Genomic DNA, 14,997 nt, shown 5'->3' with positions numbered 1-14,997 from the left:
TTTAATAACTACGCTGAGTGGATGATTTCACTTGCATATCACGCATTATTTTACGCGAACGTCCCCAATTATGCTCGTCAAGGTTATTGGACTGTTCAGCATTCTGTTTTTCAAGCTCTTTTAGTCGTTTGCTTTTTAATTTAGTGCTTTGTTGGTTAAGATAGCTTTCATTTTGTTTTAACACGCGATGAGCTTCTGCAATATTTCCTTGATCACGAAGAGTTAATGCTAATTTATTTTGTTCATTAGCAATAAGCTCAACCGCAGCAGCGACAACACTTTTATTAAGAGAGTTTTCAACTTTTTTTGGTGATTCACAACCTTCAATCATAACCGTAGTATGTCCAGATTGCTGACTGCCATTTAATTCTCGGTAGTTATAAAGTATTTCAGCAACAGGTTTTTGCTGTGCAACATTAGGAGCTTTTACTTCTAATTCAAGCAACAAATATTTTTCTTGGCTCGCGATAACTTGATTGAGATGGGCGCTAATATTTTGGCCGTTAATTAATCCATCGCGTCCAAGTAAGCGCAGAGGGCGTACATAATCTGGTAATTTGAGCTCGATATATACGTCTTGGGCTACGACAGAAAGCACATCACCCAATTCAAGAGTGAATATCCTCGGTAAGTCGTTTGAATTTTCAATAAAAACATGATTTCCATCAGCAGCCATAGCTAAACGTGACATTAGATCTTCGTTATACCCAAGTCCCAAACCCATGGTGGTAACCGAAATACCCTCTTTGGTTAGGCTTGAACCAAGAGAAGCTAGTTCAAAAGGAGAACTCGGACCAACATTTGCTAAACCATCCGAGAGTAAAATAATGCGATTTACCCGGTTACGATCAAGATAGCGGCGCAATTGTTCGGCGCCAACACTTACACCAGCAAACAAAGCGGTCTTACCATAAGATCTTATCGATGAAATAGCGTTAATAATCGCTCGTTTATTAGTGACATGACGTGGAGTGACAATAACGTCGACCGTGCTCCCATACACTACAATTGAAATCGTATCTTCAGGTGTCAGACGATTAACTGCTAAAATTGCGGCTTCTTTAGCTTGAGCCAGTTTGCGCCCACTCATAGAACCAGAACGATCCAATACAATGGCTAAATTAACCGGAGCTCTAAATTCTTGTTCTGGCAAAATACCAGTTAGCCCTATTTTTAAGAAAATTTTCGCTGGTTGACCCACAAGCACTAGCGGATTGCTAATTTGTGGTTCGACAATCACTGTTGATTTTGCTTGTGCTGACGCGGGGATAAGTCCGTGCTCAAGAAAAAATAATCCTAAGATAAATGCTAGTTTTGGCATGGTTTGCCTCCTGAATATTAACACAGTATAACTGTTTATAAATGAAGCTTACCTATCTTCGTGCTATTATTGGTGAGATTGATGTAAGTTAGTTGTAAAAGTTATTTTACAATAATGCTTTACAAATATAGCGTTTGTTTGCATTTATGCTAACCAATTTAAATTATGAAGACTTCTTCGAAAAATAATCCTCCAGGCTTCCGTCGCGACGTTTTGCCGCTGCATATCGAGCCATTTCAATCAGAAGCAATGACTAGTAGTCGTTTTGGTTTTGAATGCAAATGGCCAAATCCTTTTATAATCTACACTCGTAGCAAATTGTGGGATAAAGCTCTGCTCATTAGTGCCAATATTGAACGTGAAAATGAAACCCAAGTTGCACGTTATGAATTATACGAAGGTGGTATGAGTTTTATCCATCCGATTCGTAAATTGCAGACCGATGCTAGTCATGCAGGTATCATTCTCGGTCGCGCTATGAGCCAGGATTTAGTTGTTCCTGTTGCCTCCATATCCAATGCGCATGTGGCTTTTATTCCACCGCAGAAAAAGAACAATAAATGGATGGTAATGGATCTTGGTTCTCGTAATAGCACCTGGCTTGGTGAGGTACAACTACCTGTACGTGAGCCTAAAGCTATTAAAGATGATAATTATTTAAGATTGGGTGGTAACCTTATTGCTTGGTTTTTTTCAACCGGGCGTATGTGGGAATTATTGCGCGATCCTATCGCACTACGTCGTTATACTGAGATTTAGCCCGGTTTATGCCTTGATTAACTGGTCTAGCTTGCAATGGCGATACAATTTCCGCCTTGTTTTTGCGCTAATGCGAGTGCATGGTGAAGAGCCATAAGCATTTCTTGTGGGTCAGATCCATTTTCTGGGTAACAAGCAATACCGACGCTTACGGTTAGATTTTGTATGAGTTCAGGTATGTTTTGACGCCAAGTGTAAGCTTCTATTGTTTGACGAATATGCTCAGCTTTAGTGCTAGTACCGAGGCAATTGGTTTCAGGTAATAATACTCCAAAAGAATAGCTGCCATAGCGGATAGCATAATCAGATTGACGCAAATTTATACCATTACCTTGCAATAGCTGAGCAATCTTAATAAGTATTTGATCAGCGGTAATGGTACCGAGGTTTAAGTTTAAGCTAGTAAACGCATCGATATCAAATAGAATAACCCCAAAGGTTCGCATATATCGTCGAGCACGAGCAATCTCAAAAGCAAGCTGTTCAAATAAGTAGTGGTAATTAAATAAGCCGGTTAATTCATCTCGCAATGATAGTTGCTGCATAAGCTTTTTGGCTTGTATTAGATCATTATTAACTCGATTGAGTTGTAAAGTTCTTTGTTCGACTAATTTTTGTAAATGTTCTTCACTTTCACTTAAAATTTGATTGGCATGATCAAGATCGCAGACCGTGCGGGTAATTTGCCCCCAACGAGATTCACGTTCAATTTCTAATTCTTGGTGATGCACTAACCCAGCAACAGTTGATGCTAAGGTTAAAGGATGGACAGGCTTTTCTGCAAAGTAATGCACATGCGCTGTATTAATAGCAGCAATCGTAGGTTCGATATCAGCATAAGCGGTTACAAGTATACGCACCGTTTTTGGCAGTTCACGTTCAATAATTGACAGCAATTCAACCCCGCTCATTTTCGGCAGACGTTGATCGGCAACAATTACATCTGGCTCAACACAGCGAGCTAAATCCAACCCCGATTCACCATCGTTGGCGCGGTGAATTTCAAAATGTTGACGAAAGGTACGAGTAACCAACTCGATATTGTCGCGATCGTCATCAACGACCAATAAGCGACGATTGCGACCTACCCGTGAAATGCTTTCTTGGGTCATAGGTGCGCTCCGCTGCTATTACTAAGAAGACTATCACGACATCCTTGACACTGCTATGTTTGCTACGATTTCATAATAATAATTATTTAAATATTTTTTATTGACATTTGGTCAATTAATAGATCGAGGTGTAGAAATTTTGATTACCATACCTAAAAAAATTGTAATATTGGTTAAAAATGTTGATGAGCGACAGCATATTGCAGATATTATTTTTAATGTTAACAGTGATTTTAAATCGTGTATTGTTGATGCTGGGTCGGAAGATTATGGTTTTGTGAATACCATAGATCTTATCATCGCAGATCGCGAATTGATGCAGCAGAATTTATCTAATTTAATGGGTAAGATCGCAGGTCAGCAGCAGCGACCATCGGTATTAATTATTGCCTCAAATTATAATGAAAAAGATCTTGGGCAAATATCAGCTTGCCAAAATGCCACTATAAGGATTGAATAATGTATGACCAACTTAATTGGTATATAAGTCAGGACGAAAATTTTACCTTAGTTAGTTTAGAGGGGATTATTTCTGAAAATGTTGATTTTCGTCCACTTATTGAAAATCTTGCAGATAAATCACGCGTGCGTTTTGATTTATCAGGTGTAAATCACATAAATTCTTGGGGCGTGCGAGAATGGGTAAATTTTATTCGCACAATATCTCATTGCGATATTGAACTTGAAAAATGTTCTCCTGCTGTAGTTACTTATCTTAATATGATTAGTAATTTTGCTGAAAAAGCGCGCATTTTATCAGTGCAAGCCCCATATATTTGTGAATCATGCGGCAATGAAGAAAATATTCTAATTCTTATTACCCCTGGTATTATTCCTGAAGTTTCTGAGGTCGATTGTGGATCTTGTGGTGGTAAGATGGAATTTGATGACATTATTTCAAGCTATTTTGCATTTGTATACAACAAAGATTTTACTAGTATCTAGGGTGTAAATGAGCTCAACCGAGGGGTTAAATACCACGGTAGCATATAATCGTTATCAGCCGTTGTTAGATGGTTTAATTGATGCAGCTGTCATTGTTGACCGAGATCTAAAGCCACGTGCTTGGAACGCTGCTTACGCTCATGCTGTTGGTGTTCGTGGTCGTCGTCTAGCGAAATTATCTAGTGCTCCAGGTATTTGTTGTCACAATCTATTTGCAATAGAGCTATGTCACAAAGATTGTTTAGCGTCGCGTTGTTTTAGAACTAACCGTTTTGTACGTATGGATGAAATACATGGCGGTTCTCAGATAGTTGCTGGTCCTGAAGATGGAATTGTTGGTCGTATGCCTAAACGAAATAGTACATTAATTGTAAGTGCCATGCCCTTGCCTGATGAAAAGGGTGAAGCAGTTTTTGTTCTTGAAGTTTATCGTGATGTGACTACCGAGGCTCGTTTTCAACAACGCTATAAAGAAATGTTGGCACAAGAGCGGCATCGTACTGAAGATTTAGCTCTACAAGTACGTCTACGTACGGCAGAATTGGAGCAATCTTTAGAAAAACTTAGAGCTACTCGTGCGCAACTAATTCGTTCAGAAAAGTTATCTTCTTTGGGACAGTTAGTTGCTGGAATCGCACATGAAATTAATAATCCTGTTAATTTCATTTATGGTAACATTGAATTTTTACATAGTTATGTAGTTAAATTTATTGAACACATTAATAGTATCGAAGCCATGTTAACCTCGCCTAAACAACAAGCAAAAATAAAAGAACTTAAACAGGCTATTGAATTTGATTATTTGGTTGAAGACACAAAACAGCTTTTAAATTCGGTCAGCAATGGTGCTGAACGGGTAACTAGTATTATTCGTGATTTGCGGTCATTTATTCGTGGTGGTTCGGAGGTAATCCGTGAGCCAGTAAATATTGAGAATTGTCTTGATACCACAATCAATCTAGTTAAACATCAAGCACGTGGACGAATAAATATTGTGCAACAATATAGGCTTGGTTTACCTATAGTAATTGGAAATGAAGGGCAATTAAATCAAGTTTTCATGAATTTGATTGTTAATGCAATTCAAGCAATTGATAAAAAGGGCACAGTTACCATTGCGGCTAAGTTGCATGATAATGGCATAAATATCGATGTAAGTGACGATGGCGTAGGTATTTCCGAATCAGATCAGTTAAAAATATTTGACCCATTTTTTACCACGAAGCCTGTTGGTCAGGGTACGGGATTAGGTTTGTCGATTTCCTATTCCGTTATTGATGCACATGGTGGCAGACTAGCTGTGCGTAGTAAACTTGGCAAAGGCTCAACGTTTACTGTATGGCTTCCAGCACAAGCGAACCAAATGACATGATTACTATTCTTGCCATAGATGATGAACCCTTTAACAACGCATTTATGCAGCGTATTTTTCGCAAGTTTGCTGATCGTAAAATATTAACTGCACTTTCGGGAGAACAAGGTTTACAAATTTTATCACAAGCAAATGTTGATTTATTGTTAGTTGATTATTCAATGCCGGATATGACTGGGGTTAATTTTTTGAAACAGGCGCGAGATAATGGTTTTTTAGCACCAGCATTATTAGTTACTGGATATCCTGAAATGCCCGATGTTGTTAACGCCCAGAAAGAAGGTTTGGTTTTTGATGTTGTCGCTAAGCCGATCATGACTAAGATATTATTTGAGGCCATTGATAGTGCTTTAAAGACAAAAAATTAAGGTTCTACGTTTGGTGACAACAATCCGTGTCTTTTTAAAAGTCGATAAAGAAAAGTACGATTAATTTGTGCTGAGCGAGCCGTTGCCGACATATTGCCGTTATTATCAGCTAAAAGTTTCTTTAAGAACAATCGCTCAATTTCACCTGCAACTTTTTTCTTTAGGCGTACTTTTGTTTGTTTAAGTGTTTTATTTGATTGTGGAACTTCAAAAAAAGGATCAAATTCTCGTAATAATGCCAACATATCAGCATGTTCACGTTTTAAGCGTTCATTTAGTTCGTCAATTGTGCGTTGACGACGAAAGTTTTCAACCTCACGACTAACAGTTACTCGAAGTTGATGGTTATTCCAGGGTTTAAGAACAAACCCATGAATATGGCCGAGATTAATCATGGCCACGATGTCTTCAAGATCGGTAAAAGCGGTCATAACAATACGCGAAGTACGCGGGCGAGAATCTCGCAAGCCTACTAAAAATTCAAGACCAGTCATGCCCGGCATTCGCTGATCGACAAGCGCTACTGCTGGCTCGACTTCTTTGGCTTTTTCAACAGCATCTTCACCAGAGTTGGCAAGAATAATGTTGTATTTATCGCGAAATACACGTTCGCAAAGCTCTAAGGCATCTTTTTCGTCATCAACTACTAATAAGGTTTCTTTGGTAGTATTGCTCATAGTGTTAAGTTTAGATGTCAACTGAGTTGCGGTCAACGCATGTATGGAAATGTCCGTATTATTCTATTAATTGTTGTTACATTTTCATATCAAAACAAATCAGCGTTTTTTCTCCTCAGAGACTAAAACGGCTTACAGTGCTTGGCTTTTATATAAAGAGGTATTAGGGTAACCGCTATGGATATTAAATGCGAAATCACCTTCAATACTGAAAGCGGTGATTATAATGTTCGCTTTCAAAATATAACTGAACCCGGAGCATTAATGGATTATTCGCGCATGCGCTTAATTTTATCGCGAATTATTCAAGATTTTGATGAACGAAGCATAAGTGATGCTAAGCATGAAGACGTAGGTGACCAACCAGTCGAATCACCGCCTCCCGCGTAATTAATAGTTCTATACGTTGGCCAATTAATAGGTAACCTAATTCTTGTAGTATTGATACATAATCTTTTGAAATAAGCAGCAATGGACTAGAACTCCATGAGCGGGCAAGGGCAATTGCTGTTTTGGCAAGAACTGATAGAGTATGCATTTGTGATTGTTGATCACTCACAATGCAATAAAGACGAGCGATATCGCCATAGCCAGTCAAACTAACACCGCGTGAGGTATGTTCAAATAAAGCAAAGCCATTAGGGCCAGTAACCCCTATAGCTATACGTAAATCACGACGGCGGCTTAGACCAATATTTCGATAAGCTGCGCTTATTGATGACAATTCAAGTTCAGCAAGATTTAAATCAAGTGCAAAAAGCTCGCGTTTGGTATGCATTGCAGCAAGGCGTGTAGTTAACCAGTCGCATTCATCAGCATCGGGTGCATGTAATTCATCAGTGCGTAGTGGCACAAAGTTTAGCGATTCAATAGGTTTAAACAAAGCACAGGGTCTTTGAGTCACCTCAGCAGTACTGAGTTGTATTCTATTTATTGCTGCAAGCAAGGGGTCATCATCTCTGGGCTCACATAAAGCGTGCAAACAACCGAAGTTTTGATGTCTTAAAGCTTCTTCGCATGCCGCAACAATTAGTTGCTCACTTGTTAGTGGAGAACCAGGGAGTTTTCCTAAATGTTGCAACGTCCAGGTTTGACTATATGTTCGTATTATTTCAGCAGTACCTTGGTGAGAACCCTCACTGGTGCCGACTACTGCAACCATTAAATCACGCCCACGATCTAATAATGCTTTACGGCCTGCTTCTATAACAGCGGCTCCCGGAGTAAGTGCTGCATGACCACGTGAGAAGAGCGAAAGAGCATCCCATAGCGGCCATAATTCTTCTAAGTCTTTGCGGCGCGCACAATGAATATACCAACGTACTTGTTTTTGTACAAAATCACGCAGTAGATCACGGCTGCGATTATCGTCGGGAAGGAGTTCAATGCCAGCAATAAGACTACCATCAAAATCGATGTGAATATTACGCACAGTACCATGTGCAGTAATAGAGCCATCAGGTAGGGTAATTGAGAGGTGTTCAATTTTGATACCTACCAGCAATGCATCACTCGGTGCTAAGTTAATAGCTACGCCTGTTGCCGAGAGATTGTTAATTGGGCGAATAGCGGTTTCACCGGTGATTGGCAAAATTAGGTCACAAGCAAGTGCGACATCATCAGTAAGCAGGCGATCAGCACTGCGTCGCCACCAAATACGCAGTAACTCAGGCCAATCTAAATAAATTAATTCTCCACGTCTAGCTCTATAGGTTGTTGTTAGAATCAAGCGAGTGCCGTAGACATCGCTTTGCAGAGCAACTGATTTACCGCGTCGCATTGTTGGTAAAGAGCTATTGCAAAGTTTAAGTACTAAACCCTTCGTGGCGCTATGATGCGCAGAGCAGCGTTCGCAAATATTAGCTGTTATTGGTGAAAGGTTGGGTTTTAAGTCAGGGCGTTCGATGGTTAACAGTACATTGGCGGAGATTAAATTAATAATAGTATCTGTGATGATTTCAGGATCACTATAAACATCTATGTCAGCTAACTCACTCTGAAAATCAGTGGAACATACTTCAAGGGCGAGTAATGTACCATCGCCAAGATCTGAGTGATGGACTTCAGTGGTTGCTCGTAAAAGTGCTGGTCCATCAAAACAGCAACGGCCATTAGTGAAGAGGCGCAGACGTTCAAGCCAATCTCCTGGTTTAAGTCTGCAAGAGGAGCGCCAGAGAATTTCAAGAGAAAGTGGACTTTGATTAATTATCGGTTCAAGACGTTCGTCGTTATCAGCGATACTTGCTAAAGCAAAGCCAAGCGGAGCAGATTTAATGGTTCGTACAGTTCTGCTGTTCACATATAAATCAGTATCATGACTTAATAAAACTGGCTACTTTATAGAAAAATTACCTGGTAGTGTCTATTTTAGATAATGCGAAAATTCTTGTTGCCACTGCATACGTGTTGAGAAATTGATGGTTTCTTTTGCAAATTTGCTGCTGCATTGCCAATTGTCACCTAATAAATCATTTAAAGCATCAGGATTATAAACGAAAGAACGGCGGCTAGCGCGTGCAACACCTTCAGCCACCAATGCTGCACCTAAAGCCAAAATTGCTGGTATATGAATAATGGTAACCTCTTTACCAACAGTTTTACTAATAACATCATAGAGTTCTTTTACGGTTGGCGCTGGCTCTTCAGCGAAAATAAAGGTCTGATTAGCTGCTTTATCATGCAGCGCCGCTAAAATTGTGCCTTCGGCTAAATCGTTGATATGTAGTAATGAAACACGAGTATGCTCACTTACCACTGTAGGTAGCAGACCAAATTTGGCCATTTTAAATAATGGACCTAATTTGCGATCGCCAGGACCATATACTAAAGGAGCTCGTATGATAGTAAAATTAAAGCTATCTGCAAAAGCTCTAACTAAAGATTCGGCTTTATATTTGCTACGTCCATAGGCTGAAACGGGGTGACAAAGAGTTGTTTCAGTAAGGTCGTTATCTTTTGGTGCTGGCCCACAGGCAAATATTGAAGAAATGAAAACAAACCGCCGTAGATTTTGCTCTGCAGCCGCTGCTTCTAATAGCAAACGTGTAATTTCAATGTTGGCATGATTGAAATCACCAGGTGTTGGTTCAATAGTTAAACCAGCGGCATGAATGATTAGGTCAACATCTTTTACAGCACGCTGCATTACTTCGTGGTTATGTAAATCGCCGCTTTGGATCTCAAGTCCGAGGGCAGCTAGTGCTTTACCCTTTTGCTGATTACGGCATACCGTACGTAAATTATAACCGTTAGCTAATAAAACCCGAGTGATAGCGCCACCAATAAAACCGGTTGCACCTGTGATAAGTATACGCATAAGTTAATTTGTAGCGTACCTGCACCAAAGTGAATAGTAGCAAATTAAAATATGCCAAAAATGAAAGAGCTATCCCCTTTTACATATCCGGTATTAGTCTTTTAGGCCGCACTAGCTCGCTATGCAATTGAGTTTATAATTTGTTGAAAAAATTTGGTGATTTTTTCTGCACTATGGGCAACGCTATATTGCCCGGCTGTCTGTAAGCCTCCTTTATATAGTTGAGAATATAATTTTTGATCGTTAGCAAGTTGCAATACTGCGTCAGCAAGGGCAACCGGGTTATGCACAGGTATTACAAGAGCGTTAAAACTATCACGAATATATTCACCCATTCCCCCCACGCCGGTTGTTATTATCGGCGTACCCACAGCCATTGCTTCAAGCCCAACCAGACCGAATCCCTCACGCCATGAAGGAACTAAAAGCAGATGTGCAAGGGCGTAAATTTTAGCAAGTGCGGTTGGAGGTTGAAAACCGGTCAGGGTTACCAAAGAAGCAACATTATATTTGTTTAAAAGTTGATGAAACCATCGGCGATCACCATCAGCGCAAGCTGTCAATACCACATCGTGTCCCGAATCTCGTAAACGCGCGATTGCAGCTATAGTATCATCCCATCCCTTTTCTTTTGATAGACGACCAACGCAAAGTAACTGTAAAGGTGACGAGGTAATTTTTTTGAGGGGATGAGGTTGAAAAACAGCAGTATCAATTCCTAAAGGCCAAGCCAAAGTGCTTTTTGCTATGGGGCCGATTAGTTTTTGGGCGCGTAGCATAAGCGGTTTGCTGACAAAATGTATACCAGCACTGAAAAAAAATAAGAGTCGCCAAGCTATGCGTATTAACCGATGCTTTGCTGCTTCAATATCGCTACCGTGGGCGGTGAGTACTACCGGGCATCGTTTAAGAATCCCCAATAAACATGCGATAAAAGCAGCAGGGCCTAAATAATGACCATGAATAATGTCTGGTTTGCTCTTTTGTAAAGCATAGCGCAACGCCGTAAAGAGCAAATGTAGATATGAGAAAATACCGCGATCACCATCAGGGCGGTGCAGGACTTCGATGGTATGGGACTGCTTGCTAAGCTGTTGATTAAGATTATGGATAAATATGCCAAAAGCAGGATTTTTTGCTTCAGGATACATCGGGGTTATACAAAGAATATGCATTAAGTATTCGCGATGCCGTAGTTGACCCTATAGGTCAATAATTTATTTTAACAATATATTTTTGAGCATTTTTTAATAAGCATTTCTATTATTTAAATAACTAACTGAAATCAAAGAAGAATTTTTCAAGCGCAGTTTACTGGCGACAAGTATGATGTAATAGTCTATAGTGCTCTCATGAATGCAAAAATTTATTATAATTATATAGTTGAATGCTTTTGGCACCATACATTAAAAATTATAATCATTTTTGTGGCGCCTCTAGCAGTGACTAGCTGTCAAAACAAAGATGTTGGTGTTTATGATCGTCCGTGTCAAAATGGCCAATGTATCGAGGGTTTTATATGTAGGCCTTTTGATAATATATGTGTACCTAAAGTTAAATCGGTAGATGGTTCATGTTCCCCAGTCGGCGCATTTCTGCCTTGTATTGATGGCGATGATTTATGTGAACATGGTTGTCGTATCTGTGAGAGTAATGGTTCTTGGAGTAAGTGCCAGGCACCAACTTGCGGTGAATTAGGTACCCCTGAAAACTGCAGTGTTTGTGGTGATAATTGTGTTGCAAAAGTAAAAAATGCTGAAAGCATTTGCGTTGGTAATGAAGCAAATACCGCATTTTTTTGTGATTACAATAGCGAAGTTGGTTGCAAAGACTCTTATGTCGACCTTGATACTTTACATAGCAATGGCTGTGAATGTTTAGCCGCAGCTACTGAGAGTTGCGATGGTCTTGATAATGACTGCGACGGTGTAGTGCCGGATAACGAGATTGATCATGACGGTGACGGGTATGTTCAATGCATAACGTGGACAGGTAATGACCCTAAAATAAATGGCGGCGGCGATTGCATGCCATATAATCAATATATTCATCCTAATGCCGCCACAGGTTCAGGTTGCTCAAAAAATGATGGCTGGTCATGTATTTACAATGGCGCTGCTTGTACCCCGATATGTGGTGATAACATATTGCTTAGCGTTGAAAAATGCGAAGATAATAATGACCAATCAGGAGATGGTTGTTATCAATGTCAGGTAGAAGATGGTTGGATATGTTCGGCCATTAATGATTGCAAACCTAACTGTGGCGATGGCAAAATAATTGCTGATGAGAAATGTGATGTTGGCAATTACACAACTGAAGGTTGTGTAGATTGTCAAGTTGTAAGTGGTTGGGCCTGTGGTGGCGAACCTTCTTTTTGCAATCCGCTGCGCAAGTGCGCATTAGGTGATTTAACTGTTGATGCTAATAATACTGATAATAATCCCTTACCGGTTAAATCGATAAAAGTGATTGAAGCTAACCCCAGTGATGACGGCTTTTATACTGTAGTGAATGTAACATGGAATGACAAAGCTGCTGCTACAGATTTTTCACCAAATGATGTTGTTTTGCTGATCACGATGGTACATAAATATAACACTACGGAATCAAATCTTGCAGGTCAGTGGGAGGTTCACGAAATTAAAGCGGTTAGTGGCAATACCATAACTCTCAAAGATCCCCCACGAAATAGCTACCCAAATGGAGTAGCCTATGCGCATCAATTAGTTAAGTTTCAAGAACATAAGAATGTTTTAATCGAAGAGGGGGTACAATTGGTGGCACCAGCGTGGGATAGCTCTTTGAAAATCGGTGGAGTGTTAGCACTGAGCGCCAATACAATAACGTTGGGTAATGGTGCTCAAATTAATATGTCAACTAGTGGGTTTAGTGGGGGAGTTGCAGGTGGTGCTTATGGGCCTGAAACCTATCGTGGTAAACTTACAATAGGTACTGATGGTAACGGGGGTAAGGGAGGGCAAGCATCTGATAGTAGTATTATTTATGATTATGCTAAAAATTCTCCATATGCAGGAGAATCACCAGTAGGCACTGGTGCTGGTGGTGGCGCATCTGGCGGATATCTGCAAGCGGCTGAAGGCTTTTGTGGTGGTGGTGGCGGTGGTGGCGGTGGTGGTTGTGGCAGCATGAATTGTACTACTCCTTCAGAGATACTTGGAGCAGGTGCAGGAGGAAAGGGTGCCGGCAATGGTGGTAATGGCTTTTATGGTGGTGGTATTTGGAGACAAGAAGGCGCTGGTGGTGGAGGTTGCCCAGTAAGTCCCAAGGGGGCGCCCATAGAAAACGAAGCCAAACGTCTTTTATTCGGTACTGGTAGTGCTGCTGGTGCTAGCGGTGGTTGCTCAGCATCAAAAGATTACCACACTGAGACAACAAGTGACGCGTCATACAAAAGCTATTGGGGTTATGGTGGTGCGGGTGGATTAAGTAATGGTGGATCACCGGACAATATTTATTTAGTAGGTGATCAAGAACCAAAGCTCAAAGGGGATAAAAACGGCGATTATGTAGATATCATTTATTATACCAACTGTGAGACAGCCGGAGAAGATGGCGCTGCTGGTGGCGGCATAATATTCTTAATTGCAAATTCTATTACGGTTGCCGAGAATGGCCAAGCAACGATTATTTCAAAAGGTGGTGATGGTGGCAAAGGTGGTAATGGTCAATCTGGTCGTGCAATAGACGCAAAGAGAGACTGCTGGGAAGGTTATGGCGGCGGTGGTGGCGGTGCTGGTGCTGCTGGAGCTGGTGGCGGTACAGTTATTATTTTATCTAATCAAACACTTAGTAATTTAAATATTTCAGTTAGTGGTGGAGAAGGTGGCAATGGTGGTGCGGGTGGCGCTGGCAGTTGCCCGCAATGGAGTGAACAAAAAGTAACTGTTATTAATGGTGGCGCCAGCGGCGGTGTTGTTGGTGGTAGTGCAACACAAGCTTTCGAAAAAAATGAGAGCGCTTTTATGGCCTGCGGCGGTGGCGGTGGTGGCGGCGCAAATGGCCAGCCAGGTACGCACGGTCGTATTTTTGTGCCAAATGGTATAGGGGTTACGCAGAACAGCGAGCAAGGTATTTATACTTTACCATCAGCAGCAGACGCGCGGCGTTTTGTTTGCTACCAATAAACAACATCTATACTTAATAATAGCTACATTTGTTTAAAGCGACTAGTGTAGCTGCGGCTTACATTCACTATATGTTGATGATGTTTTAATTGTTGGATTAAGCTATCAAGTACATTGTGTATATCATGAGGTGTTTGCAAAAGCTGCTGTTTTAATCGGGCAACAGTAGTAGCTAAACGTTCATTAGTTATTGGCTTAAGCAAATAGTCAATCGCGGCCTGTTCAAAGGCTTCGATCGCATATTGTTCAAAAGCCGTAATAAATACTACATGACATTCAGAGGTGATACGGCGTGCAACTTCAAGCCCATTAATACCCGGCATTTGAATATCAAGAAAAGCAATTTGCAGGTGATGTGTATTAAATAATTGGTTAGATTTAATAGCATTTGTTTAGTAAGTTCGTTGTCATTGGAAACCATGCATTTTTGGCTTGCATGGTGGTTACTGATCCACAATATGCTCGATATAATGGATTTTGTGGGTATTGCTGCGAAAGTTGACAAAACAAATCTGTTGCTTTTTTTACGGCATCACTATCTCCAGCCTTGGCCTGGTTGAAAGCTATAAAAGCATTGTTATATGCAATATCTTCATGACTTGCTGAACTAGTGTTTGCCTTACATACGATGGTTACGATAGTAACAGTGATGTTTAAAAACTTATTGAGTAAACGGTTCATAATAACCTCCTTGTGGATTTTACTGTAAATCATGAGGTTATTAAGTAGCGATAATGATGCGACAGATGGTAATTTGAGCCGATAAACGGTAATAAAAACTGATGAATGATGAATGTAATTAGGGGGTGTCCCTAAATGTTGGACCGAGAGATTCACGAAAGCCGCGTAAACGATGGACGCGCGCGCAGCAAAATCATGCTGAGGCTTGCTAGTGGCAAGTCGCAGGCAGGATTTTTGCGAGCACGCGGTCGTAAGTAGCGAATTTCGTGAAGATCGACGGGAGACATTTAGGGACACC

At 40.6% G+C, this 14,997-nt stretch carries 15 protein-coding genes; 7 read left to right on the top strand and 8 right to left on the bottom strand.

The window, feature by feature from the left end; translation table 11 throughout:
- Position 1 precedes the first annotated feature (1 nt).
- Positions 2-1,321, bottom strand: coding sequence for a VWA domain-containing protein (locus JW841_02385; protein ID MBN1959770.1), 1,320 nt, complete (start codon positions 1,319-1,321; stop codon positions 2-4).
- Positions 1,322-1,486: 165 nt separating this feature from the next.
- On the opposite strand from JW841_02385, the gene JW841_02380 reads away from it, so the two are divergent.
- Positions 1,487-2,080: an FHA domain-containing protein gene (locus tag JW841_02380; protein ID MBN1959769.1), complete on the top strand. Its 594-nt coding sequence runs from the start codon at positions 1,487-1,489 to the stop codon at positions 2,078-2,080.
- Positions 2,081-2,106: 26 nt separating this feature from the next.
- On the opposite strand, the gene JW841_02375 is transcribed toward JW841_02380, so the two are convergent.
- A complete protein-coding gene (locus tag JW841_02375; GenBank protein ID MBN1959768.1) occupies positions 2,107-3,192 on the bottom strand; it encodes a diguanylate cyclase in 1,086 nt (361 codons plus the stop codon).
- A gap of 139 nt (positions 3,193-3,331) precedes the next feature.
- On the opposite strand from JW841_02375, the gene JW841_02370 reads away from it, so the two are divergent.
- The 4 genes from JW841_02370 to JW841_02355 are packed head-to-tail and all read left to right on the top strand — an operon-like array spanning position 3,332 to position 5,877.
- Positions 3,332-3,652, top strand: a complete 321-nt coding sequence (locus JW841_02370; protein ID MBN1959767.1) for a hypothetical protein — start codon at positions 3,332-3,334, stop codon at positions 3,650-3,652.
- Positions 3,652-4,137: a hypothetical protein gene (locus JW841_02365; GenBank protein MBN1959766.1), complete on the top strand. Its 486-nt coding sequence runs from the start codon at positions 3,652-3,654 to the stop codon at positions 4,135-4,137. Before JW841_02370 ends, JW841_02365 begins: the two co-directional genes overlap by 1 nt.
- Before the next feature lie 7 nt (positions 4,138-4,144).
- A complete protein-coding gene (locus JW841_02360) occupies positions 4,145-5,509 on the top strand; it encodes a hypothetical protein (protein MBN1959765.1) in 1,365 nt (454 codons plus the stop codon).
- The gene (locus JW841_02355) at positions 5,476-5,877 is read left to right on the top strand and encodes a response regulator (GenBank protein MBN1959764.1); all 402 of its coding nucleotides are present in this window, start codon (positions 5,476-5,478) and stop codon (positions 5,875-5,877) included. Before JW841_02360 ends, JW841_02355 begins: the two co-directional genes overlap by 34 nt.
- Here the strand turns inward: JW841_02355 and JW841_02350 are convergent.
- Positions 5,874-6,554, bottom strand: coding sequence for a response regulator (locus JW841_02350; GenBank protein MBN1959763.1), 681 nt, complete (start codon positions 6,552-6,554; stop codon positions 5,874-5,876). The two genes, JW841_02355 and JW841_02350, sit on opposite strands and share 4 nt — an antisense overlap.
- Positions 6,555-6,731: 177 nt before the next feature.
- Between JW841_02350 and JW841_02345 the strand changes: the two genes are divergently transcribed.
- Positions 6,732-6,944, top strand: coding sequence for a hypothetical protein (locus JW841_02345; GenBank protein ID MBN1959762.1), 213 nt, complete (start codon positions 6,732-6,734; stop codon positions 6,942-6,944).
- On the opposite strand, the gene JW841_02340 is transcribed toward JW841_02345, so the two are convergent.
- The 3 genes from JW841_02340 to JW841_02330 all read right to left on the bottom strand — a co-directional run bounded on the left by JW841_02340 (position 6,892) and on the right by JW841_02330 (position 11,045).
- Complete coding sequence (locus tag JW841_02340; GenBank protein MBN1959761.1) at positions 6,892-8,853, bottom strand: hypothetical protein; 1,962 nt, start codon at positions 8,851-8,853, stop codon at positions 6,892-6,894. The two genes, JW841_02345 and JW841_02340, sit on opposite strands and share 53 nt — an antisense overlap.
- A gap of 63 nt (positions 8,854-8,916) precedes the next feature.
- Positions 8,917-9,870 (bottom strand): NAD-dependent epimerase/dehydratase family protein, encoded by a 954-nt coding sequence (locus tag JW841_02335; GenBank protein MBN1959760.1) that lies wholly within the window; start codon positions 9,868-9,870, stop codon positions 8,917-8,919.
- A gap of 119 nt (positions 9,871-9,989) precedes the next feature.
- The gene (locus JW841_02330) at positions 9,990-11,045 is read right to left on the bottom strand and encodes a glycosyltransferase family 4 protein (protein ID MBN1959759.1); all 1,056 of its coding nucleotides are present in this window, start codon (positions 11,043-11,045) and stop codon (positions 9,990-9,992) included.
- Between the two features lie 177 nt (positions 11,046-11,222).
- Here JW841_02330 and JW841_02325 point away from each other — a divergent pair, with 177 nt between their 5' ends.
- Entirely contained in the window at positions 11,223-14,018 is a 2,796-nt protein-coding gene (locus JW841_02325) for a DUF4215 domain-containing protein (protein MBN1959758.1), read from the top strand.
- A gap of 23 nt (positions 14,019-14,041) precedes the next feature.
- Here JW841_02325 and JW841_02320 read toward each other — a convergent pair whose 3' ends face one another.
- Both JW841_02320 and JW841_02315 read right to left on the bottom strand, forming a co-directional pair.
- Positions 14,042-14,401, bottom strand: coding sequence for a response regulator (locus tag JW841_02320; protein MBN1959757.1), 360 nt, complete (start codon positions 14,399-14,401; stop codon positions 14,042-14,044).
- Positions 14,397-14,699 carry a hypothetical protein gene (locus JW841_02315; protein MBN1959756.1) on the bottom strand — a complete coding sequence of 101 codons (303 nt, stop codon included), beginning with the start codon at positions 14,697-14,699 and terminating at the stop codon, positions 14,397-14,399. Before JW841_02315 ends, JW841_02320 begins: the two co-directional genes overlap by 5 nt.
- Positions 14,700-14,997 lie beyond the last annotated feature (298 nt).

The organism is Deltaproteobacteria bacterium, from assembly GCA_016931625.1.
Lineage (GTDB): Bacteria > Myxococcota > XYA12-FULL-58-9 > XYA12-FULL-58-9 > JAFGEK01 > JAFGEK01.
This window is presented reverse-complemented; position numbering and strand designations above follow the sequence as displayed.